20 protein-coding genes are annotated in these 22,034 nt (G+C 74.7%); 12 read left to right on the forward strand and 8 right to left on the reverse strand.

From position 1 onward, the window contains the following. Positions 1–454: 454 nt before the first annotated feature. A complete protein-coding gene (locus tag AC07A6_RS32470; RefSeq protein ID WP_362462379.1) occupies positions 455–1,249 on the reverse strand; it encodes a glutamate racemase in 795 nt (264 codons plus the stop codon). Positions 1,250–1,453: 204 nt separating this feature from the next. On the opposite strand from AC07A6_RS32470, the gene AC07A6_RS32475 reads away from it, so the two are divergent. The 6 genes from AC07A6_RS32475 to AC07A6_RS32500 all read left to right on the forward strand — a co-directional run bounded on the left by AC07A6_RS32475 (position 1,454) and on the right by AC07A6_RS32500 (position 8,492). Beyond that, positions 1,454–2,635, forward strand: coding sequence for a glycosyltransferase (locus AC07A6_RS32475; protein ID WP_478779520.1), 1,182 nt, complete (start codon positions 1,454–1,456; stop codon positions 2,633–2,635). 266 nt (positions 2,636–2,901) lie between these two features. Beyond that, entirely contained in the window at positions 2,902–3,480 is a 579-nt protein-coding gene (locus tag AC07A6_RS32480; protein ID WP_362462385.1) for a DUF6643 family protein, read from the forward strand. A 134-nt stretch (positions 3,481–3,614) separates the two neighbouring features. Continuing rightward, the gene (locus AC07A6_RS32485) at positions 3,615–4,442 is read left to right on the forward strand and encodes an MOSC domain-containing protein (protein WP_478779521.1); all 828 of its coding nucleotides are present in this window, start codon (positions 3,615–3,617) and stop codon (positions 4,440–4,442) included. 190 nt (positions 4,443–4,632) lie between these two features. After that, positions 4,633–5,217: an Rv1733c family protein gene (locus tag AC07A6_RS32490; RefSeq protein ID WP_362462391.1), complete on the forward strand. Its 585-nt coding sequence runs from the start codon at positions 4,633–4,635 to the stop codon at positions 5,215–5,217. A gap of 147 nt (positions 5,218–5,364) precedes the next feature. Further along, positions 5,365–7,875 (forward strand): right-handed parallel beta-helix repeat-containing protein, encoded by a 2,511-nt coding sequence (locus AC07A6_RS32495; protein ID WP_478779522.1) that lies wholly within the window; start codon positions 5,365–5,367, stop codon positions 7,873–7,875. A 128-nt stretch (positions 7,876–8,003) separates the two neighbouring features. Continuing rightward, positions 8,004–8,492, forward strand: a complete 489-nt coding sequence (locus AC07A6_RS32500) for an SRPBCC family protein (RefSeq protein ID WP_386272197.1) — start codon at positions 8,004–8,006, stop codon at positions 8,490–8,492. A gap of 8 nt (positions 8,493–8,500) precedes the next feature. Here AC07A6_RS32500 and cds1 read toward each other — a convergent pair whose 3' ends face one another. Continuing rightward, on the reverse strand, positions 8,501–9,664 hold the full coding sequence (gene cds1 / locus AC07A6_RS32505) for an L-cysteine desulfhydrase Cds1 (protein ID WP_362462400.1): 1,164 nt from the start codon (positions 9,662–9,664) through the stop codon (positions 8,501–8,503). Positions 9,665–9,873: 209 nt separating this feature from the next. Between cds1 and AC07A6_RS32510 the strand changes: the two genes are divergently transcribed. Further along, a complete protein-coding gene (locus tag AC07A6_RS32510) occupies positions 9,874–10,419 on the forward strand; it encodes an ATP-binding protein (RefSeq protein WP_362462403.1) in 546 nt (181 codons plus the stop codon). Positions 10,420–10,470: 51 nt separating this feature from the next. Here AC07A6_RS32510 and AC07A6_RS32515 read toward each other — a convergent pair whose 3' ends face one another. Both AC07A6_RS32515 and AC07A6_RS32520 read right to left on the reverse strand, forming a co-directional pair. Next, positions 10,471–11,733 carry an ROK family protein gene (locus tag AC07A6_RS32515; protein WP_362462406.1) on the reverse strand — a complete coding sequence of 421 codons (1,263 nt, stop codon included), beginning with the start codon at positions 11,731–11,733 and terminating at the stop codon, positions 10,471–10,473. 41 nt (positions 11,734–11,774) lie between these two features. Continuing rightward, positions 11,775–12,419: an alpha-ketoglutarate-dependent dioxygenase AlkB family protein gene (locus AC07A6_RS32520; protein ID WP_478779538.1), complete on the reverse strand. Its 645-nt coding sequence runs from the start codon at positions 12,417–12,419 to the stop codon at positions 11,775–11,777. Between the two features lie 120 nt (positions 12,420–12,539). Here AC07A6_RS32520 and AC07A6_RS32525 point away from each other — a divergent pair, with 120 nt between their 5' ends. Both AC07A6_RS32525 and AC07A6_RS32530 read left to right on the forward strand, forming a co-directional pair. Further along, positions 12,540–13,283, forward strand: coding sequence for a maleylpyruvate isomerase family mycothiol-dependent enzyme (locus AC07A6_RS32525; protein WP_362462409.1), 744 nt, complete (start codon positions 12,540–12,542; stop codon positions 13,281–13,283). A gap of 95 nt (positions 13,284–13,378) precedes the next feature. Next, positions 13,379–14,581: a GDSL-type esterase/lipase family protein gene (locus AC07A6_RS32530; protein ID WP_478779523.1), complete on the forward strand. Its 1,203-nt coding sequence runs from the start codon at positions 13,379–13,381 to the stop codon at positions 14,579–14,581. Between the two features lie 96 nt (positions 14,582–14,677). Here the strand turns inward: AC07A6_RS32530 and AC07A6_RS32535 are convergent, their stop codons facing one another. Both AC07A6_RS32535 and AC07A6_RS32540 read right to left on the reverse strand, forming a co-directional pair. Next, positions 14,678–15,634 carry a spherulation-specific family 4 protein gene (locus AC07A6_RS32535; protein ID WP_478779524.1) on the reverse strand — a complete coding sequence of 319 codons (957 nt, stop codon included), beginning with the start codon at positions 15,632–15,634 and terminating at the stop codon, positions 14,678–14,680. A gap of 135 nt (positions 15,635–15,769) precedes the next feature. Beyond that, on the reverse strand, positions 15,770–16,468 hold the full coding sequence (locus tag AC07A6_RS32540) for a TetR/AcrR family transcriptional regulator (RefSeq protein WP_362462424.1): 699 nt from the start codon (positions 16,466–16,468) through the stop codon (positions 15,770–15,772). A gap of 150 nt (positions 16,469–16,618) precedes the next feature. On the opposite strand from AC07A6_RS32540, the gene AC07A6_RS32545 reads away from it, so the two are divergent. Next, entirely contained in the window at positions 16,619–17,080 is a 462-nt protein-coding gene (locus AC07A6_RS32545; protein WP_362462426.1) for a nitroreductase/quinone reductase family protein, read from the forward strand. Positions 17,081–17,191: 111 nt separating this feature from the next. On the opposite strand, the gene AC07A6_RS32550 is transcribed toward AC07A6_RS32545, so the two are convergent. Then, a complete protein-coding gene (locus tag AC07A6_RS32550; RefSeq protein ID WP_386272203.1) occupies positions 17,192–18,520 on the reverse strand; it encodes a geranylgeranyl reductase family protein in 1,329 nt (442 codons plus the stop codon). A 161-nt stretch (positions 18,521–18,681) separates the two neighbouring features. Here AC07A6_RS32550 and AC07A6_RS32555 point away from each other — a divergent pair, with 161 nt between their 5' ends. Beyond that, positions 18,682–20,046 (forward strand): M20/M25/M40 family metallo-hydrolase, encoded by a 1,365-nt coding sequence (locus AC07A6_RS32555; protein WP_478779525.1) that lies wholly within the window; start codon positions 18,682–18,684, stop codon positions 20,044–20,046. A 112-nt stretch (positions 20,047–20,158) separates the two neighbouring features. Continuing rightward, the gene (locus AC07A6_RS32560) at positions 20,159–20,857 is read left to right on the forward strand and encodes an MBL fold metallo-hydrolase (RefSeq protein WP_362462431.1); all 699 of its coding nucleotides are present in this window, start codon (positions 20,159–20,161) and stop codon (positions 20,855–20,857) included. Between the two features lie 50 nt (positions 20,858–20,907). Here AC07A6_RS32560 and AC07A6_RS32565 read toward each other — a convergent pair whose 3' ends face one another. After that, a complete protein-coding gene (locus AC07A6_RS32565; RefSeq protein WP_478779526.1) occupies positions 20,908–21,945 on the reverse strand; it encodes an NUDIX hydrolase in 1,038 nt (345 codons plus the stop codon). Positions 21,946–22,034 lie beyond the last annotated feature (89 nt).

Consider the following 22,034-nt stretch of genomic DNA (forward strand, 5'->3'; position numbering starts at 1 on the left):
CCACAGCGCTCCCCGGGGGCCGACCAAAGAGGGGAAGAAAACGGGGGGACCGCACCGGCCCATAGGGACCCCCCCCCCCCCCCCCCTCCCCCCCCCCCCCCCCCCCCCCCGCGGCCGCGGCGGGCAGGAACCGGTACCAGAGAGGCAGGGCCACCAGCAGCACGGCCGCCGGATAGAACCGCCACGCCGTGCCCACCGCAGCGGCCGGTCCCCCGTCGCGGAGGAGCAGCACGAGTGAGACGGTCACCAGGACAGCGAGGAACCAACTCCCCACAGCAGGGGCGAAGATGACCGGGGTCCGCGCCTTGCGCCAGCGCTCGGACCCCTCAACGCCCCATGTCCGCACATCACTTGCCGGTACCACGCCGGCTGGAAGGTGCTTGGCATAGGCAATCACGCGCCCAGTATGCGAGCCCGGCCCGGGCCCTCCAACCGCCTTTCGCGGCCCGCCGCTTCAGTGCTGGTGGGCCTGCTGCCGGCCGGCGAGCAGGCGGCCTTCGGCGTAGCCGAGGGCGGCGTCGGGCAGCGTGGCGGTCCGGCCGCTGTGCAGCACGGTCAGGCCGCCGGTGCGGGGCAGGTCCGGCGCGGGTCCGAGACCGATGCGGCGCAGCGCCTGCACGGCGACGGCCTCGGCGGAGCCGTGGTAGACGAGCTCCGCTCCCGCGGTCCGGGCGTCGAGGGCGGCCCGGATGGACTCCTCGACGAGTTCGTAGTGGGTGCAGCCGAGCACCACGTCGGTGACGTCGGCCGGGGTGAGCGCCGCGGCGGCCGCGACGGTGCGGGCGACGGCTTCCTCGTCGCCGTGCTCGACGGCGTCGGCGAGCCCGGGGCAGGGCACCTCGGTGACCCGCGCCCCGGCGGCGAAGTCGCGGATCAACCCGCGCTGGTAGGGGCTGCCGGTGGTGGCGGGGGTGGCCCAGATGGCGACCCGCCCGCCGGCGGCCGCGGCGGGCTTGATCGCCGGGACGGTGCCGATGACGGGAATGCCGGGCTCCAGCTCGGCGCGCAGGGCGGCCAGGGCGTGCACGGAGGCGGTGTTGCAGGCCACGATCAGCGCGTCCGGGCCCAGCGCGGCGGCGGCCCGGGCGACGGAGCGGGCGCGCTCGGTGATGCCGACGGGCGTACGGGGCCCCCAGGGCATCCCGTCGGGGTCGGAGGACAGCACCAGATCGGCGTCGGGCCGGAGCCGACGCGTCGCGGCGGCCGCAGCGAGGAGGCCGATTCCCGAGTCCATGAGCGCGATCTTCACCCGGTCACTTTAGTCGACGCGTCCGTCCCGCCCGCGATCCCCCGCACCGCGGACCCGCCCCCGGCACGTACCCGGCCCGCCCCCGCCACGTACCCAGCCCGCCCCCGGACCGCACCCGACCGGCCCCCGACGCGCGCCGCGACTCTCCGCCCGACTCGCCCGGAAGACCGGGACACGCCCCGCCGCTTCGGCCACACTGCCGCCATGGGCCTCCTCATCGCCGCCTGCGCGTCCCTCGCCGCCTGGCTCTGGCTGACCCTCGCCCAGGGCATGTTCTGGCGCACCGACGTCCGCCTCCCCCCGCGCACCGCCCCCGCCCGCTGGCCCTCCGTGGCCGTCGTGGTCCCGGCCCGGGACGAGGCCGGGGTGCTCCCGCTGAGCCTGCCCTCGCTCCTGGCCCAGGACTATCCCGGCGAGGCGCGGATCGTCCTGGTCGACGACGGCAGCACCGACGGCACGGCCGCGCTCGCCCGCCGCCTGGCCGCCGAGCAGCCCGGCCTCCCCCTCTCCGTCGTCTCCCCCGGGGACCCGCCGCCCGGCTGGACCGGCAAGCTCTGGGCGCTGCGGCACGGCATCGGCCACGCCCGTACCGCCGCGGCCGGCGCGCCCGAGTACCTGCTGCTCACCGACGCCGACATCGCGCACGAGCCCGACAGCCTGCGCGAGCTGGTCGCCGCCGCGACCAGCGCCGGCCTCGACCTGGTCTCCCAGATGGCCCGGCTGCGCGTGGCCGGTTTCTGGGAGCGGCTCGTCGTACCCGCCTTCGTGTACTTCTTCGCCCAGCTTTACCCCTTCCGCCGGATCAACCGTCCCGCCTCCCGGACGGCCGCGGCGGCCGGCGGCTGCGTGCTGCTGCGGACGGACGCGGCCGTCCGGGCGGGGATCCCGGACTCGATCCGGCAGGCCGTCATCGACGACGTCTCCCTCGCCCGCGCCGTCCAGCGCTCGGGCGGGCGGATCTGGCTGGGGCTGGCGGAGCGGGTGGACAGCGTGCGCCCGTACCCGGCCCTCGGGGACCTGTGGCGGATGGTGTCGCGCAGCGCGTACGCCCAACTCCGCCACCGTCCGCTGCTGCTGGGCGGGACGGTGGCGGGGCTGGCGCTGGTGTACCTGGTGCCGCCGGCGGCCCTGTTCGCGGGGCTGGCGGGCCCGCCCTCGGCCGGGAGCGCCGCCACGGCCTGGGCCGGGGGGCTCGCCTGGCTGCTGATGGCGGGGACCTACCTGCCGATGCTGCGCTACTACCGGCAGCCGGCCGCGCTCGCCCCGCTGCTGCCGCTCACCGCGCTGCTCTACCTGCTGATGACCGTCGACTCGGCCGTCCAGCACTACCGGGGGCGCGGGGCGGCCTGGAAGGGCCGTACCTATGCCCGCCCGAGCGACGCCTGAAACCGGCCGGGCGGCCGGGACGCGGAATCCGTCCGACTGAGGGGACGTCATCCGAGGTCACCGCGTTGTGACGGTGCGTCAGCGCGAGGTGCGTGCAGGGGCCAACCGCCGAGTACGAGTAGCAGCAAGACGGGGCGGAAGTGACGAATCGTGCAGGTGAACGTCTAGTGAAAGCTGTGGCGCTGACCTGGGAATATGCAGGTCAGCGCGGTGTTGGCGACACCTGGCTATGGACCCGGTGAAGTCGTGGGCTTAACTTGTCTCCCATGACCTCCCCCCGCTCCACTTATGGCGGCGGTTACTACTCCGCGCCCTCCTTCCCGGACACCCCCATCTACGACTCCCTCGTCGCCGAGCGGGGTACTCCGCAGATCGCCCCGATCCGCGTTCCGGCCGCCTACGAATACCCGAGTGCCGGTTACTCGAGCGGTGGTTTCCTGCCGGCCCTCGCCTCGTCCATGCCCGCCCTGCCGCCCGCCGCACCGCAGCTGCCGGCGCCCTCGTACGGCTACGGGTATCCGCAGCAGGCCGCTCCGCAGCCGCAGCAGATGCCGGTTCCGCTTCAGCACGCGCCGGCCCCGTACATCCCGCAGCAGCAGGTCGCGCCCCGGGCCGGGTACATGCCGCAGCCGCAGCCCCAGCAGCCCCGTCCGGCCGCCATGGGCACCGGGTACGAGGCCATGCGCCCGGCGGCGCCGCGTCCCATGGCGCAGATGGCGCCCATGGCTCCCGTGGCGCCGATGACCCCCACGATGGCTCCCACCATGGCGCCGGTGGCGTCCGCGGCGGGCGTCCCCTCGTACGAGGACCCGTACGGCCGCCAGTACCAGCAGCGCGCCTACTGATCCGGGCTGATCCGGGCTGATCCCGGCTGATCCGGGCTGATCCGGGCGGACGCCGGCGGTGGCACCGCCGGCGTCCCGCGCACCGTGCACGCGGCCGTTGGAGGGCCGGCGGGGGCAGCTGTCACAATGCCCCCATGTCGAACTTGTACGTCCAGTCGCTGCACGTCCACCCCGTCAAATCGGTGGCGGGGACCGCTCCCGACGAGATCGTCGTGGAGCCCTGGGGACCGGCCGGGGACCGCCGCTGGGCCGTGGTCGACACGAGCGGCGCGGTCATCACCCAACGCCAGCAGGCGCGGCTGGCGTTGGCCTCGGCGCGTCCGCTGCCGGGCGGGCGGATCGAGCTGTCGGGACCGGGCATGCCCGCTCTCGTGGTGGAGGTTCCGGAGCCCGGCCCGCTGGAGCCGGTCGTGCTCTTCGGCAAGAAGGTCGAGACGGTGGTAGCCGCGATCGCCGCCGCCGAGTGGTTCACCGCCTATCTCGGCCAGCCCGCACGCCTCGTGCACATGGACGACCCGGCCGTCCGGCGGCCGGTGGACCCCGACTACGCCCTCCCGGGGGAGACCGTCAGCCTCGCCGACGCCTACCCCCTGCTGCTGGCCACCAGCGCCTCGCTGGACGCCCTCAACGAGCTGATCGCCCAGGGCGAGCACCCGGAGGAGGGCCCGCTGCCCATGAACCGCTTCCGGCCCAACCTGGTGGTCGGCGGTCCCGCCGCGCCCTGGGCCGAGGACGGCTGGCGGCGCATCGCGATCGGCGACGCGGTCTTCCGCGGGGTGCGCGAATGCGGCCGCTGCATCGTGACCACGACCGACCAGAGCACGTCCGAGCGCGGGCGGGAGCCGCTGAAGACCCTGGCCCGGCACCGGCGGATCGGGAAGTCGCTGGCCTTCGGACGCCAGCTGGTGCCGGTCGTCACGGGCACGGTCCGGGTGGGCGACGAGGTGCGCGTCCTGGAGTGACCGCGGCCGCCGCATCCGGAGGTGCCGGACCCGCCGCTGACCACGGCGGGCAGACGGAATGACACCTTCGAGGGGCTCGTGGCGTCCACTGGAACCAACGGGCCGCACGGGGCCGTTGGAGCATTCAGGACGGCAGACGAAGACGTAGAACCGGGCATGGGGCAGGGGGAGCCGGACCGTGCGGACAGCAATGGGTGTATGGCGTTGGCGGCGAAATCCACTGCGCAGGCCGACCGATCTCTTCGAGGCCTGGGTGGCGTTCGCCGCGCTGGTGTGCGTGCTGCTGGTGGCCCCGGCCGTCGGCTGGGTGGCGGGCCTCCAGGTGGACGGGACCTTGCAGCGGGCCGCGCGCGAGCAGCGGCACGAGCGGTACCTGGTCCCGGCGGTGGTGGTCCGGCCGGCACCGGGCTCGGCCGATCCGTCGGCGCAGCGGCAGGCGCCCGAGCGGACCCGGATCGTGGCTTCCTGGACCGCGCCCGACGGCAGCAGGCACGAGGGCACGGTCCCGGCGGCGGAGGAACCGCCGCGGGCGGGCGACCGGTTCCGGATATGGACCGACATCCGGGGCCGGCTGGTGGGTCAGCCGCTCGACCCCACCGCCGCCTCGTTCCACGCGGGTGCCGCGGGCCTGGCCGCCGCGCTCACCGCGGCCGCGCTGGCGGAGACGGTCCGGCGGCTGGTCGTACGCCGGCTCATGCATCGGCGGTACACGCGTCTGGACCGGGCGTGGGCGGCGGCGGGACCGGACTGGGGCCGGGCGGGTGCGGGCAGCTGACCTGGCCACTCACCAGCCCCTCGCGCGCTACCGTGGAGCCGGAGGCCGGGTCGCTCCGGCCTCTTCGGTCCCTTCGGTCGCTCCCGGCTCCCGGTCGCTTCCGCGGGTCCGGCAGCGCGAGTACCAGGGTGGGGGCACGACAGCACGATGGCTCAGGGCACGGTCCAGGTGACGCACGGCGGGACCTCGCGGTGGCGGCGGCGTTCCGGGGAGTATCCGACGCTGGCCGCCGCGCTCGCCGCGGCGGGTGACGGGGACGTGCTGTCCATCGCCCCCGGCACCTACCGGGAGAACCTGGTCCTGCGTCATGCCGTCACCCTGCGCGGGCCCGAGGGCGCGGTCGCCGGGTCGGTCCGCATCGCCCCGCTCGACGGGGTCGCGCTGACCGTGCGCGCCTCGGCCGTGGTCCAGGACCTGTACCTGGAGGGCGCGGACCGGGCGGCGCCCGCGTTGCTGGTCGAGGAGGGCTCGCCCGAGCTCACCGACCTGCGCGTGCACACCCGTTCGGCGTCCGGCATCGAGGTGCGCGGCGGGGCCCGGCCCCTGGTGCGCCGGTGCACGGTGGAGAATCCGGCCGGGGTCGGGATCTCCGTCCTGGACGGCGGCGGCGGGGTGTTCGAGGAGTGCGAGGTGGTCGTCGCCGGGCAGGCCGGGGTCTCGGTGCGCGGCGGACACCCGCGCCTGGAGCGCTGCCGGATCCACCACGCCGTCGGCGCGGGCATCGCGGTGACCGGCGAGGGTTCAGGGCTGGAGGCGCTCGGCTGCGAGGTGTACGAGGTCAAGGGCGCGGGGGTGCAGGTCGCCGCGCGGGCCGCGGCCCGGCTGACCGACTGCGCGGTGCACCGCACGTCCGCCGACGGGGTCACCCTCGACACGGACGCGGTGCTGACGCTCGCCGGCTGCGACATCCACGACATCCCGGAGAACGCCGTGGACCTGCGCTCCCGTTCGGTGCTCACCCTCAGCCGCACCACGGTGCGCCGGTTCGGGCGCAACGGCCTGTCGGTGTGGGACCCGGGGACCCGGGTCGACGCCGAGTCCTGCGAGATCCACGACAGTACGGGCGACTATCCGGCGGTGTGGGTCAGCGACGGGGCCACCGCCTCGCTGGACTCCTGCCGGCTGCACGACGTGCCGGACGCGCTGTTCGTGCTGGACCGGGGCTCGCGGGTGGACGTGGTCGACAGCGACCTCTGGCAGGTGCGCAACACGGCCGTCTCGGTGAGCGACGGGGCGAGCGCACAGCTCGAAGACTGCCGGATCCGGGAGGCGGGCACCGGGGCGTGGTTCCGCGACCACGGCAGCGGCGGATCACTCGCCAACTGCACCGTCGACGCCGTGCAGACGGGTGTGATCGTCACCAAGGGCGCCGATCCGGTCCTGGAGCGGTGCACGGTCACCTCCGCCGCCGAGGCCGGGTTCTACGTGTCGGCGGGCGGCCGGGGGACCTTCACGGCCTGCCGGGTGACGGGCAGTTCCGGTTTCGGCTTCCACGTCATCGACGGCTGCCGCACGACCCTGACCCGGTGTCACACCGAGCGCTGCGCGCGCGGGGGCTACGAGTTCGCGGAGGACGGCCCGCTCGCCGAGGGCTGCACCGGCGACGAGGGCGGTACGGGCCCGGCGGCGCGGGCGGCCGGCGGTGTGCTCGCGGGGGCGCTGCCCGGCGGCACGGGTCCGCGTACGGCGACGGCCGCGCAGGACCTCGCGGGGCATCCTGCGGACCGGGTGCCGGCCTCCCGGTCCGCCGGCGGCCCGGATGCCGGGGCCGGGGCCGGCTGCCCCGCCGCCGCGCAGGCCGCACAGACCGCGCCGGCCCCGGCCGCGGCGGGGGCCGCCCGGGGCTCGGGCGAGGTGCTGGGGCAGCTCGACGCGCTGGTCGGGCTGGACAGCGTCAAGCGCGAGGTGCGGGCCCTCACCGACATGATCGAGGTCGGGCGGCGTCGGCAGCAGGCGGGCCTGAAGGCGGCTTCGGTGCGCCGGCACCTGGTCTTCACGGGCTCCCCCGGCACGGGCAAGACCACGGTCGCCCGTCTGTACGGGGAGATCCTGGCCTCCCTCGGGGTGCTGGAGCGCGGCCACCTGGTCGAGGTGTCGAGGGTGGACCTGGTCGGCGAGCACATCGGGTCGACGGCGATCCGTACGCAGGAGGCCTTCGACCGGGCGCGGGGCGGGGTGCTGTTCATCGACGAGGCGTACGCGCTGGCCCCGGAGGACTCCGGCCGGGACTTCGGGCGGGAGGCCATCGACACGCTGGTGAAGCTGATGGAGGACCACCGGGACGCGGTGGTGGTGATCGTCGCCGGGTACACGGAGGAGATGGAGCGGTTCCTGACGGTCAACCCGGGGGTGGCCTCGCGGTTCTCCCGCACCATCACCTTCGGGGACTACGGGCCGCAGGAGCTGCTGCGGATCGTGGAGCAGCAGGCGGACGAGCACGAGTACCGGCTCGGCGAGGGCACCGGGGAGGCCCTGCTGAAGTACTTCACGGAGCTTCCCAAGGGCCCTGCCTTCGGCAACGGCCGGACCGCCCGCCAGACCTTCGAGGCGATGGTGGAGCGGCACGCGGGCCGGGTGGCGCAGCTGGCCGACCCGGGCACGGACGAGCTCACCCTGCTGTTCCCGGAGGACCTGCCGGCGCTGCCGGCGGAGTGCTGATCCGCCGCCCGGCGGGGACTTCTGACAGACAGTCAGCTATGGTGGCGCGGCGCACGCCGACGCCGCGCCGCGCCGCGCAGCAACAGCAGACGACACGCACACCCGGACGCACCCCAGGGGGTAACGCCATGGTCCGCCGACTCCGTCCCGTGGGGCTGGACTTCATCGAGCACGCCCCGACCCGGCTGGCCTTCACGGCCCGGGCCGCGGCCCCGCCGGACGCCGTGTACCGGGCGCTCGCGGACGAGGTGACGGGCTGGCCCGCCTGGTTCCGTGCGGTCACCCTGGCCCGGCCGACCGGCGGCGGGGCGGGCCGGGAGATACGGCTGGTGGGCGGGGTCCGGTTCCGGGAGACGGTGGTGGCGAGCGACCCCGGGCTGCGCTACGCCTACCGCGTGGACGAGACCAACGCGCCGGGCATGAGCGCCCTGGTGGAGGAGTGGCTGCTGGCGCCGGGGCCGGACGCCGCCGGGACCCTGGTCCGCTGGACCTTCGCCGCCGACGGGCCGGCCCCCGTCCGGCTGGCGCTGGCCGCGGCCCGCCCGGGCCTCGGCCACTCCTTCCGCACGGCGGTGCGCGCCCTGGACACCCGCCTCGCGGCGCGCACCGCCTCCTAGCCGTCGGCTCAGGCCTGGGGCTCGCGCCACTCGCCGGTCTCCAGCAGGGTCTGGAGCGTCTTGGCGTACGGGGCGATGTCGAGGCCCTGGGCCGCCAGCCACTCGTCCGAGTAGTACTTGTCGAGGTAGCGGTCGCCCGGGTCGCAGAGCAGGGTCACGACGCTGCCCTTGCGGCCCTCCGCCACCATCTCGGAGACGATCTTCAGTGCGCTCCACAGCCCGGTGCCGGTGGAGCCTCCCGCCTTGCGCCCTATGGCCTGTTCGAGGGCCCGGCAGGCGGCGACGGACGCCGCGTCCGGGACCTTCATCATGCGGTCGATGGCGCCGGGCACGAAGCTCGGCTCCATCCGGGGGCGGCCGATGCCCTCGATGCGCGAGCCGCAGTCGCTGCTCGCGTGCGGGTCGTGGCGGGTCCAGCCGTCGAAGAAACAGGAGTTCTCCGGGTCCGGGACGCAGACGCGGGTGTCGTGCTGCATGTAGTGGACGTAGCGGGCGATGGTGGCGGAGGTGCCGCCGGTGCCGGCCGTCGCGACGATCCAGGCGGGTTCGGGGTACCGCTCCAGGCGCAGCTGCTGGTACATCGACTCGGCGATGTTGTTGTTGCCGCGCCAGTCGGTGGCGCGCTCGGCGTAGGTGAACTGGTCCATGTAGTGGCCGCCGGTGCGGGCGGCCAGGTCGGCGGACTCCTCGTACATCTTCATCGGGTCGTCGACGAAGTGGCATTCGCCGCCGTGGAATTCGATGAGCCGGCACTTCTCCGGGCTGGTGGTCCTCGGCATGACCGCGATGAACGGGACGCCGATCAGCTTCGCGAAGTACGCCTCGGAGACCGCGGTGGAGCCGCTGGAGGCCTCGATGACCGGGCGGCCGGGGCGGATCCAGCCGTTGCAGAGGGCGTAGAGGAACAGCGAGCGGGCGAGGCGGTGCTTGAGGGAGCCCGTCGGGTGGGTGGACTCGTCCTTCAGGTAGAGGTCGATGCCCCAGGCCTCGGGCAGCGGGAAGCGCAGCAGGTGCGTGTCGGCGGAGCGGTTGGCGTCCGCCTGGACCTTGCGCACGGCTTCCTTGAGCCAGGCCCGGTAATCGGCGTCGCTGCGGTCGATGTCGACCGTCGTCGCCGCCGTGCTTCCGGCCGTGTTCGAGGCCGGGGTACCGGTGGTGCCGGTGGTGCTCATGCGCCTTGCTCCTTTGTCGTTTCCAAAGCCCCCTCCTTTCGAAATGTACCCCCCTCACCTGCGCAAATGATTACTTTGGGTTTCCATGCGGATCGCTTTCGGTCGCTTCCCCGGGCGTTCGGTTGCAAGCGGCGCCACTGTGGGTGACCCTGGTGATTGCGTCACCGAGGGTGCAGCACCCGTAACGATGATGTCGGGGAGTCGCAGCCGTGATCAGTCATTCCCGCAGGCACTGCGTCGTCGAACTGCAGGCCCTGCCAGCGCGGATCGGCCAGGTCCGCAGGATCATCTCGGCGCAACTGCGCCACTGGCAGCTCGACCCGCTCATAGACCGGGCTGCGCTCGGCGTGACGGAGCTGCTCAGCAACGTCCACCGCCATGCGCAGCCGGACAAGACGTGCACGGTCGAGATCGAACTCCGCCTGGGGCGGCTGACCGTCTCCGTCCACGACAGCGATCCGCGGCTGCCCGTCCGCCGGGTCGCCGATGACCTGGAGACCTGCGGGCGCGGCCTCGCGCTCGTCGAGGCGGTCAGCGAAGCCTGGGGGGCCCGGCACCGGCCGGACGGGCCCGGCAAGGTGGTCTGGTTCTCCATGCGGGCCGCTCCCGCACCGGCGGCGCCGACGCGCACGGTCAGTATCGGCGTGAAGAAGACCGTACGGAAACCCGCCCGCCCGGTGCTCGCCGCCGTCGACGCCCGGGCCGTCGTGACCGGCGTGCCCGCGTCGGCCACCCTCGGCGCCAGGCCCGGCTGACTCCTCCGCGGCCACCCGCCCCGCGACCCGGCCGGGGCGCGCCCGCGCGGCTCAGGCCGCCGCGCCCAGCGTCCCCAGCGGGTCGTCCAGCACGGGCTGCCACGCCAGCTCCGCCGCCCCGACCAGGCTGTTGTGGTCGAGGGTGCACGGCAGGATCGGCACTCCCCCGCTGCGCCCCCACAGGCTGCGGTCGGCGACCACCGCCCGCAGCCGCTCCGGGTCGGCGTAGAGCAGCTCCCGGTGCAGTCCGCCGAGGATGATCCGGTCCGGGTTCAGGATGTTGACCAGGCCGGCGAGGCCCAGTCCGAGCCGGTCGATGAGCTCCTCGGCGGCCGCCCGGACCGAAGGCTGCGCGTACTCGGCGCGCAGCAGGTCCCGGGCCTGCGCCAGCAGCGACACCTCGGGGCCGGGCGTGCGGCCGGCGGCGGTGAGGAAGGCCAGCGGGTCGGCCTCCACGTCCAGGCAGCCCCGGCTGCCGCAGTGGCAGGCCCGCCCCTCCGGGTTCACGGTGAGGTGGCCGACCTCCAGGGCCAGGCCCGCGCTGCCGCTGTGCAGCCGGCCGTCGAGCACCAGCGCCCCGCCGACCCCTCGGTGTCCGGTGGCCACGCAGAGCAGGTGCTGGGCGCTGCGGCCCGCGCCGTGCCGGTGTTCGGCGAGCGCGGCCAGGTTGACGTCGTTCCCGGTCAGGGCCGGCCCGTCGATGCCGGCCGCCTTCACGCGCTCGGCGAAGATGGCCCGCACCGGGGAGCCGGGCGGCCAGGCCAGGTGCAGCGGGTTCAGGGCCGTCCCCTCGGGCTCCGCGACCGCCGAGGGCACCGCGAGGCCCGCGCCGACGCAGCGCCGCCCGGACTCGGCCAGCAGCCGGGCGCCCGCGTCGACGACCGCGCCGAGCACCTGGGCCGGGTCGGCGGAGACGGTGAGCTTGCCGGGTGCGGTGGCCACGATGCGCCCGCCGAGGCCGACGAGCGCGGCCCGGAACCCGTCGGGGTGGACCTGCGCGGCCAGCGCCACGGGGCCGTTCTCGTCGACGGCGAGCCGGTGCGAGGGGCGGCCCTGGGTGCCGCCGGCGCCGCCGGGGCGGGAGTCGACGCGGATCAGGCCGAGCGCCTCCAGCTCGGCGGCGACGGCTCCGGCGGTGGCGCGCGTAACGCCGAGCTCGGCCGTGAGCACCGCCCGGGTCGGGGCCCGGCCGGTGTGGACGAGTTCCAGCGCCGGGCCGAGTGCGCCGCGGCCGCGCTCCAGCCTGGTCCTCGCGGACGCCGCCGACGCCGTGCTCTCGTCCCCCGCCCCCAGCGGGGCCCCGTTGCCGTTCATGAGGGGATCCTCGCATGATCGGGGGCCGCCCCTCGCCCCGGCTACGTTCCCAGGCCGCCGACCCGCAGGGTGATGTTGAGGCGGCCGGCCAGCCCCAGCCCCGGCGGGGCCGTGCCGGGCAGCACCTTCGGCACGCCGTGGTAGGCGAGCCGGCTCGGGCCGCCGAAGACGAACAGGTCCCCGCTGCGCAGCTCGACGTCCCGGTACGGGCGGCCCCGGGTGGCGGTGTTGCCGAAGCGGAAGAGGCAGGAGTCGCCCAGGCTGAGCGAGACCACCGGGGCCCCGGACCGCTCCTCGGCGTCGCGGTGCATGCCCATCCGGGAGTCGCCGTCGTAGAAGTTGACCAGCGCGATGTCGTACGCCTCCGAGGGCGGCGGGGGCGTCCCGTACGCGGCGGTGACGGCCCGCCGTCCCAGCTCGGCGAGCCACGCGGGCATCGGCTTGACCGGCGCCCCGTCCCCGTCGACGGCGGTGCGCGCGTAGGCGTACGGGTACCAGTGCAGGCCCAGGCACACCTGCCGGGCGGTCATCGTCCCGCCTCCGGGGGTGCGTACGGTGCGCAGTCCGGCGGGCGGGCGGGCCCACTCCCGGCAGGCGGCGAGCAGCTCCCGCTGGCGCCCGGGCCCGAGCCAGTCGGGCAGGTGCACGGCGCCGGGTGCGACCTCGGTGCGCTCGCGCGGGAACAGCTCCGCCTGCGGCGAGGGGTCACCGTGCGGCGACGGTTCTCCGTGCGGCGAGAGTTCTCCGTGCGGCAAGACTTCTCCGTCCACCCTTCCATTGTCGGGGTCGGCTGGCAGACTCGCGGCATGAAGATCACCGAATACGTGGAGACCCTGGCCCGGGAGGGCGAGCTGCTCGCCGAACAGGCCGAACGGGCGGGTACGGACGCCGTGGTGCCCACCTGTCCCGAGTGGCGGGTCGCCGACCTGCTGAAGCACACCGGCGCGGTGCACCGCTGGGCCGCCGGTTTCGTGCGGGACGCCGTGGTGGAGCGGATGCCGTTCCCGCAGCCGCCGGAACTGGCGGGGGCGGAGCTGCTGGCCTGGTTCCGGGAGGGGCACGCGGAGCTGGTCCGGACCCTGGCGGAGGCGCCGGAGGGGGTGGCCTGCTTCACCTTCCTGCCGACGGCGCCGCCGTCGCCGCTGGCGTTCTGGGCCCGGCGGCAGGCGCACGAGACGACCGTGCACCGCTTCGACGCCGAGTCGGCGCGGGGCACCGCCTTCTCGGAGGTGGCCCCGGAGTTCGCGGAGGACGGCGTGGACGAGCTGCTGACCGGCTTCCACGCCCGGCCGGGCAGCCGGGTGCGGACCGAGGAGCCCCGGGTGCTGCGGGTCCGGGCGGCGGACACGGGCGCGGTGTGGACGGTCCACCTGTCGAAGGAGCCGGCCCGTACGGTGCGCGGCGACACCGGCGAGGAGCCGCACTGCGAGGTGACCGGCGAGGCGTCCTGGCTGTACGCGGCCCTGTGGAACCGGCTCCCGCTCTCCGGTCCGGGCGTACGCGGGGACGAGTCCCTGGCCCGCCTCTGGCAGGACACGGCGGGCATCTGACGGCGGGCATCTGACGGGGACGGCGGCCGGAAATCCGGCGGCGGCCGACGGAAATGGGCGTGCGGGGCGGCGGGCGGCTTGGCAGGGTGGGCACCATGGCATCCGGTACCTCCCCTTCCTCCCCGCACTCCCCCGGCTGGATCACCACCCCGGTCTCAGAACGCCTCCTGCGCGGCGCCCTGGAGGTGGAGCGCACCGGGCTCGGGCTGCTGCCGCACCGGCTGCCCGCGCGGGCCCGCGCCCAGTGCGCCGACGGGCAGCTGGCCATGGCGGAGGCGCAGCCCTCCGGCGTGCGGCTGGTGTTCCGCACCCGGGCGACGGCCGTCGAACTGGACGCCGTGCGGACCAAGATGGCCTACCGGGGAGCCCCGCCGCGTCCCGACGGCGTGTACGACCTGCTGGTCGACGGCCGGCTCGCCGGGCAGGGCGGGGTGACCGGCGGACACGTCCTGATGACCGACATGTCCACCGGGTCGGTGGAGCGGATCCCCGGCCCGGTCGGCACGGTCCGCTTCTCCGGCCTGCCGGACCGGGTCAAGGACGTGGAGATCTGGCTGCCGCACAACGAGGTCACCGAGCTGGTGGCCCTGCGGACCGACGCCCCCGTCGAGCCGGCCCCGGACCGGGGCCGCAGGGTCTGGCTGCACCACGGCAGTTCGATCAGCCACGGCTCCGACGCGGCGAGCCCCAGCACGACCTGGCCGGCCCTGGCCGCCTCCCTCGGCGGGGTGGAGCTGGTCAACCTCGGTCTGAGCGGCAGCGCCCTCCTCGACCCGTTCACCGCCCGGGTCCTGCGGGACACCCCGGCCGACCTGATCAGCATCAAGATCGGCATCAACCTGGTCAACCACGACCTGATGCGGCTGCGCGCCTTCGGCCCCGCCGTCCACGGCTTCCTCGACACCGTCCGCGAGGGCCACCCGGCCGTCCCGCTGCTGGTCGTCTCACCGATCCTCTGCCCGATCCACGAGGACACCCCGGGGCCCAGCGCCCCCGACTTCTCCGAACTCGCCGCCGGCAGGCTCCGGTTCAAGGCCGCGGGGAACCCGGCGGAGGCGGCCGCGGGCAAGCTGACCCTCAAGGCCGTCCGGGGGGAACTGGCCCGCATCGTGGGGGAGCGCGCCGCCGACGACCCGAACCTGCACCACCTGGACGGCCTCGGCCTCTACGGCGCGGCCGACTTCGCCGAACTCCCCCTCCCCGACGACCTCCACCCGGCTCCGGAGACCCACCGCCTGATCGGCACGCGCTTCGCCGACCGCGCCTTCGCTCCCGACGGCCCCTTCGGCGCCCGATAGCCGGGCCCCGGCGCCGCCTCGGCCGGACCGGCCGGACGGACCGGCCGGCCGGACGGGTCGGCCGGACCGGTCAGCCGGACGGGTCGGCCGGACCGGTCAGCCGGACGGGTCCGTGCCGCCGAGGGTGGCCGCGTAGGCGGTCTGGGGCCGGTACTTCCAGGAGGGGCTGGTGTTCCAGGGGTTGGGCATGGCCGCGCTCGTCGCGTAGGCGTATCCGGCGCCGCGGTCGAAGGCGGTGCGGAGCGTGGTGCGCATCGCGGTGGTGTCCGGGACCTCGTGGACGAGGTGCCAGAACGCGGTGCCGCTCGGGTCGAGTTCGGTGCCCGGGCGGTAGCCGCCCAGGGCGTCGAACACGTTGCCCTGCCAGCCGCCCGTGGTGTACGCCGCGTACGTGTCCTCGTAGGTGACGAAGACGTCGGCCGTGCGGTGGCCCGGTTCGAGGTAGCAGTCGGCGATGGCGGTACCGGGATTGTTCACGACGAGGTCGTCGACGTCCGGGTCGACGGCGTGCACGGCCTCCTGGACGTAGCGGCGAAGGGCGGCGTAGTGGTCGCGGGTGGCGTTGCCGGGGCCGCAGTCGCGGCTGACGACGTCGAAGAAGATGCCGTCGACGTGGAGCCGGCCGTCGCCCTCCCCGGCGGGCTTGAGGTAGTTGTCCACGGAGGCCTTGACGGCCGCGGGGTCCCGGTTGCCGTGGTCGGTGTGGACGTAGCCCAGGACCTTGGTCTTCTCGCCGGTGGCGGTGGTGCCCGCGCGCAGGGCGTCGGCGCGGGCCCGCCAGGGGCCGTCGAAGGGGGCGTCGCCGTTGCCGGGGTTGAGGACGACCACGGAGGCGGCGGGGGTGGTGGCGGTGAGGGCGGTCAGCATCGGGTCGCCGGCCCAGACGTAGGCGGGGACGCCGATCTCCAGGCCGCGCACCCCGGATATCCGGGGTGCGGGAGCCGGCGACGGCTCCGTCTGTCTCGCGGAGGCGGGTACGGCCGGCGCCGGTGCGGCGAGCAGCACGATCAGGGCGACGGCGTACAGGGCCTTCAGTACGCGGGCGGGGGCCACGGCTGTTCCTCCGGCTGCGGCGGGGGCGGGGACCCGAGGAACACTAGACGCGCGGCAACCCGGTGCAAGCCGAACCACCACGATCGGTATGAAGAACAGACGAACGACTCGTCACCGTGGCCCGGTACGGCCCGGTCACACGGCGGGCAGTCCGACCGAGTGCGCCAGCTGCCCGGCGGCGTGCGCGAAGAAGGCCTCCCGCTCCTCGACGACCCGGTTGAACTGGCCGAACAGCTCGAAGGAGACGAGGCCGACGAGCTGCGCCCAGGACGCGACCAGGGCGGCCGTCACCGCCGGGGGCAGGCCTTCGGCGAAGTCGGCGGTCATCCGCCGGGCTTCGGGGCGCAGGGCGTCGGGCAGGGGCGGCAGGGCGAGGCCGCGGCCCTCGTAGGCGGTGCGGACGATGCCGATGAGGACGTTGCCCACGCGGGAGGCGGGGCCGACGGTGTCGGCCGGGGCGCTGTAGCCGGGGACCGGTGAGCCGTAGACGAGGGCGTACTCGTGGGGGTGGGCCAGCGCCCAGGTGCGGACCGTCCCGCAGGCCGCCGTCCAGCGGGCGCGGGGTGTGGCGCCGGCGGCGAGGGCGGCGGCGTCGGCGGTTTCGACGGCCGCGCCGAGGCCGTCGTAGGCGTCGATGATCAGCGCGGTGAGCAGGTCGTCGCGGCTGGGGAAGTAGCGGTAGAGGGCGGAGGAGACCATGCCCAGCTCGCGGGCGACGGCGCGCAGCGAGAGTTTGGCGGCGCCCTCGGCCGCGAGCCTGCGGCGCGCCTCGTCCTTGATGGCGGCGGTGACCTCGATACGGGCCCGTTCCCTGGCTCCTCGCACGGTGCTCATGCGGGTCAGTGTGCCATGCGGATCGGAGCAGTGAACAAAAACGTGAGCGCCGATCCATTCAGAGAGCACTGCTCTTGTTTTGGCGCACCGATCCGTGCACACTGATCTCAAGCGAGAGCAGTGCTCTCGAAACACCGCCCGGAGGCCCCCATGAACGCGCCCGCCGCCCCCTACTACGTCCAGGCCGGCCCCTTCGCCGTCCGCTTCAACGCCCTCTTCGGCAAGCTCGCCCGCCTCGGCATCAGCCTGGCCGGCACGGCCGAACTGTCGGTGCGCGGCCGCACCTCCGGCACGATGCAGCGCATACCCGTCAACCCTCACCTCCACGGGGGCGAGCAGTACCTCGTCTCGGCCCGCGGCCACTCCCAGTGGGTCCGCAACATGCGCGTGGCGGGCGGCGGCGAGCTGCGTGTCGGCCGCAAGGTCCGCGCCTTCACGGCCGAGGAGCTGGCCGACCCGGCGGAGAAGGCCGCCGTGCTGCGCGCCTACCTGGAGAAGTGGGGGTGGGAGGTCAACCGGTTCTTCCAGGGCGTCACCGCCGAGTCCACCGACGCCGAGCTGCGGGCGGCCGCCGAGGACCACCCCGTCTTCCGCATCACGGTGTCCCACTGACCGGCCCGGCCCCGCCCGGCCCACCTCGCCGGCCCGCCCGCCCCCGGGCACGCCGAAGCGCCGGCCCCCGAGGGGAACCGGCGCTCCGCGTCTTCCGGCGTACTCGTGCCGCTATCCGCGGCGGGCGGCGCGCGCCTGGCGTTCGTCCAGCAGGTGCAGGGCCCTGCGCGCCAGCGGGTGCGTACGGACCAGGTCGGGCAGCGTCGTCGAGCCCCGGCAGATGCGGGCGAAGGCCAGCCAGGCCGGCCGCACGCCCGTGAGCGCCGCGTGGAACAGCCCCGGGCGGGACTCGAAGACGGTCAGCATCCGCTTGCCGACCGCCATTTCCACACCCAGCCCGGCCTTGACCGCGAAGGCGTAGTTGAGTGCCTGGCGGCGCGCGTCCACCGCGTCCTGCGCCTCGGAGACCTTGACCGCCCACTCCCCCGCGAGCCGTCCCGAGCGCAGCGCGAAGGAGATGCCCTCCCGCGTCCACGGCTCCAGCAGCCCGGCCGCGTCACCCGCCACCAGCACCCGGCCGCGCGAGAGCGGGGAATCGGGCTTCCGGCAGCGGGTCAGGTGGCCCGAGGAGACGGCCGGTTCGAAGCCGGCCAGCCCCAGCCGGGCGATGAAGTCGTCGAGGTAGCGCTTGGTCGCCGCGCCCTCGCCCTTCGCCGAGATGACCCCGACGGTGAGCGTGTCGCCCTTGGGGAAGACCCAGCCGTAGCTGCCGGGCAGCGGGCCCCAGTCGATCAGGATGCGGCCCTTCCAGTCCTCGGCCACCGTCTCCGGCACCGGGATCTCCGCCTCCAGACCGAGGTCCACCTGCTCCATCTCCACGCCGACGTGGGCGCCGATCCGGCTGGCGCTGCCGTCGGCGCCGACCACGGCGCGGGCCAGGACGGTCTCGCCGTCCGCGAGCACCACGGCGACCGTGCGCCGGTCCGGCACGGCCGCGCCGTGCTGCTCGACCCGGGAGACCGCCGTGCCCGTACGCAGGGTCGCGCCGGCCTTCTCGGCCTCCGCGACCAGCGCCGCGTCGAACTCGGGCCGGTTGATCAGCCCGAACAGCATGCTCTTCGAGCGCCGGGTCCGGGCCAGCCTGCCGTCCAGGGAGAAGGTGACGGCGTGGATGCGGTCCTTGAGGGGCAGCGTGAAGCCCGGCGGGAGGGCGTCGCGCGAGGGGCCGATGATGCCGCCGCCGCAGGTCTTGTACCGGGGCAGCTCCGCCTTCTCCAGCAGCAGGACGCTGCGGCCCGCCGAGGCCGCGGCGTACGCCGCCGACGCCCCGGCCGGTCCGGCGCCGACCACGACGACGTCCCACACCTCCGCCGCGCCCTCCGCGGCGGTGCCGCCCGCCCCTTCGGCCGTCTCCCCGACCGCCTCCGCCGGGGTCCCCTCGTCCGCCCCCCGAGCGGCCTGCTCTGCGTTCGCGCCGTTCACGTCGTCGTCGCTGCTCACGATGTGCTGCTGCTCCTGATCACCCGGTTGCTCCGATGCCGTGGAAATCCTACGGCGAGCCGCCGCCTCGTCCCTCTGTGCGAGGATCGTGACAGTCTTTCGCCTTGCATTCGCCGTACCCCGGCACCCACAACAACGTCGCACCCACGAGGAGCGTGCCCATGTCCCAGAATCCGATCGCCGAGACCGTCGCCTCGCTCATGCCCCGCGCCAAGGCGGAGCTGACCGAGCTGGTGGCCTTCCAGTCGGTCGCGGACTGGGCCCAGTTCCCGCAGAGCGAGAGCCAGGCCGCCGCGAACTGGGTGGCCGACGCGCTGCGCGCCGAGGGCTTCCAGGACGTGGAGCTGCTCGACACCCCGGACGGCACCCAGTCCGTGTACGGGTTCCTGCCCGGCCCCGAGGGCGCCCCGACCGTTCTGCTGTACGCGCACTACGACGTGCAGCCTCCGCTGGACGACGCCGCCTGGATCTCCCCGGCCTTCGAGCTGACCGAGCGCGACGGCCGCTGGTACGGGCGCGGTGCCGCGGACTGCAAGGGCGGCTTCATCATGCACCTGCTCGCGCTGCGCGCCCTGAAGGCCAACGGCGGGGTGCCGGTGAACGTGAAGGTGATCGTCGAGGGTTCGGAGGAGCAGGGCACCGGCGGCCTCCAGCAGTACGCCGAGGCCAACCCGGAGCTGCTGGCCGCCGACACGATCGTCATCGGCGACGCGGGCAACTTCCGCCTCGGCCTGCCGACGGTGACGGCCACCCTGCGCGGGATGACCCTGATCAAGGTCAAGATCGACACCCTGGGCGGGAACCTGCACTCGGGCATGTTCGGCGGTGTCGCCCCCGACGCGCTCGCCGCGCTGATCCGCCTGCTGGACTCGCTGCGCTCCGCGGACGGTTCGACGACCGTCGACGGGCTCGCCTCGGACGCGGTGTGGGAGGGCCTGCAGTACCCGGAGGCCGACTTCCGCGCGGACGCGAAGGTCCTCGACGGCGTCGGGCTGATCGGTGAGGGCACCATCGCCGACCGGCTGTGGGCCCGTCCCGCCGTCACCGTGCTCGGCATCGACTGCCCGCCGGTCGTCGGTGCGACCCCGTCCGTGCACGCGAGCGCGGGCGCGCTGATCAGCCTGCGCGTGCCGCCGGGCGTGGACACCGCCGAGGCCATCAAGCTGCTGGAGGCGCACCTGGTGGCGCACACCCCGTGGAAGGCACGGCTGGAGCTGGAGGTCGTCGGTCAGGGCCAGCCCTTCCAGGCGGACACGAGCAGCCCGGCGTACGCGTCGATGGCGGCGGCCCTCAGTGAGGCGTACGACGGCCAGGAGATGCAGATCAGCGGTATGGGCGGGTCCATCCCGCTGTGCAACACGCTGACGTCGCTGTACCCGGAGGCGGAGATGCTGCTGATCGGGCTGAGCGAGCCGGAGGCGCAGATCCACGCCGTGAACGAGAGCGTCTCCCCGGAGGAGCTGGAGCGGCTGTCGGTCGCCGAGGCCCTGTTCCTGGTGAACTACGCGGCCTCCAAGAACGCCTGACGCCGGCCGGCGTCCCCTTTCCGTACGCCCAGGGCGCAGTGCGCCCTGGGCGTACTCCGCTCCCGGCGAAGTCCGGTGGCCGCGGCGGGACCGGGCGCCTACGGTCGCCGTCATGGATCTTGTTGAAGTCATCCCGGACCGGCTCCACATGCTGCGCTTCGCCATCGGCCAGGCCTACCTCTGGCAGGACGGCGGGGCCCTCACCCTGATCGACGCCGGCTGGGCCGGCGCCGCCGACGACATCGAGAAGGCGATACGTTCCCTCGGGCTGGAGCCCGGGCGGCTGGAGCGGATCGTGCTGACGCACTGCCACCGCGACCACGTCGGCTCCGCCGGTGAACTCGCCGCCCGCTGGGGCGCCCGGGTGCTGGCGCACCGGCTGGACGCCCCGGTGGTGCGCGGCGAGCAGCCGGTTCCCGAGCCGGTGCTGCTGGACTGGGAAGTCCCGCTGTACGCGCACGGGCTGACGACCCCCGAGGCCCCGGCGACCCGGGTCGACCGGGAGCTGGAGGACGGCGAGGTGCTGGACTTCGGCGGCGGGGCGGTGGTCGTCCACGCCCCGGGTCACACGCCGGGCAGCATCGGGGTGCACCTGCCCGCGCACGGGGTGCTGTTCACGGGGGACTGCGTGGCGGGGGTCGGCCAGGTGATGCTGGGCGTCTTCAACGTCGACCGCGCCGGGGCGATCGCCTCCTTCGGCCGGCTGGCCGCGCTCGCCCCGTCCGTGGCCTGCTTCGGCCACGGCGACCCCTGGACCGAGGACACCGCGAAGGCGCTCCACGAGGCCGCGCTGGCGGCGGCCGCGGCCTGAGCCCTGCCGGACCCCGGTGCGCGGGACCGGGGTCCGGGGTCCGGACCGCGTCAGGGGGTGGGCCGGCCCGCCTCCAGGTAGAGCGGGTTGCCGCGCTCGCGGGCGCGCAGGGCCCAGCGCAGCCGTTCGTAGCGCTGCGGCGGCAGGAGCCCCACGGCCTCCGCCTCGGTGACGAAGCGCCAGGCCCGCAGTTCCGGACCCGGCAGCCGCAGCCGCGCGATCTCCGGCTCCGACAGCCGGCCGCCGTCGAACAGCAGCCGCAGCCCCCCGTAGGCCGGGGGCCGGGGCGGCTCCCAGTCGACCACGAGCAGGCCGGGGACCTGCTCCAGCGTCAGGCCGAGCTCCTCGGCGACCTCCCGTACGCCGGCCCGTGCCGGGGCCTCGCCCGGCTCGACCACCCCGCCCGGGAACTCCCAGCCCGGCTTGTACGTCGGATCCACCAGGAGGACCCGGTCCCGGTCGTCGAAGAGCAGGACCCCCGCCGCCACCGTCTCCCGCGTCGGCTCCGGGGTCTGCACGATGTCGCAGACCGGCGCCGTGCCGGTGCGTACGGCGTCGGCGATGCGCTGCGCCGTCTCCCGTACCGTCAGGTGCCCGTTGTCGACGAGGTGCGCGTCGGCGCTGAGCCAGCCCAGGGCCTGCCGGTACGCCGGGATGTGGTCGTACGCCCACTGGCGGACCCGTACGTCCACCACCTCGGGCGCGCCGGGCTCCTGACGGGTGGCGATACGTTCCCGCAGGATCGTTTCCTCCGGAGCCAGCACCACGTGCCGCACCGGGATCCGGCGCGCCGCGAGCCCGCCGAAGATCTCGTCGCGGTACTCCTGCCGCAGCAGCGTCATCGGCACGACCAGGACCCCGCCCAGCTCCGCCAGCATCGCCGCCGCCGTGTCCACGACCAGCCGCCGCCAGATCGGGAGGTCCTGGTAGTCCTCGACCTCGGCGAGGCGTTTGGGCGGCAGCAGCCGGCGCAGCGCGTCGCCGATGAGCTCCGGGTCGTACACGCTGCTGTCCGGAAGGAGTCCGGCCAGTTCGCGGGCCGTGCTGGTCTTCCCCGCCCCGAAAGTGCCGTTGATCCAGACAATCACGTCTACCCCTCTCCCTGTGGCTCGCCTCGAAGCCCCCCGGTGGCTTGCCCGCCCCACCCTGCCATGGAAACCCGCCCGCCGGTCGAGTG

It is taken from the genome of Streptomyces sp. NPDC044002, from assembly GCF_056434525.1.